Below are 206 nucleotides of genomic sequence, written 5' to 3'. Positions count from 1 at the left end.
CGCGAACCATCGCGGTCGCCACCACGGAAGCCGCCACCCTCGCGACGGTCTCCGCCACGGAAGCCACCCTCGCGGTCACCACCACGGAAGCCACCTTCGCGGTCACCACCACGGAAGCCGCCCTCACGCGGCGGACCGGAACGACCACGGTCACCGCCACCTTGGTAACCACCCTCACGGCGGTCGCCACCACGGAAACCACCCTC

At 70.9% G+C, this 206-nt stretch carries 1 protein-coding gene; it reads left to right on the top strand.

Annotated features, from left to right (window positions below):
• Positions 1–206: hypothetical protein (locus ACLQ26_RS33085; RefSeq protein ID WP_425748283.1), on the top strand; the 206-nt coding region annotated here is incomplete at both ends.

This window comes from Micromonospora sp. DT43 (genome assembly GCF_049841645.1).
Lineage (GTDB): Bacteria > Actinomycetota > Actinomycetes > Mycobacteriales > Micromonosporaceae > Micromonospora.
This window is presented reverse-complemented; position numbering and strand designations above follow the sequence as displayed.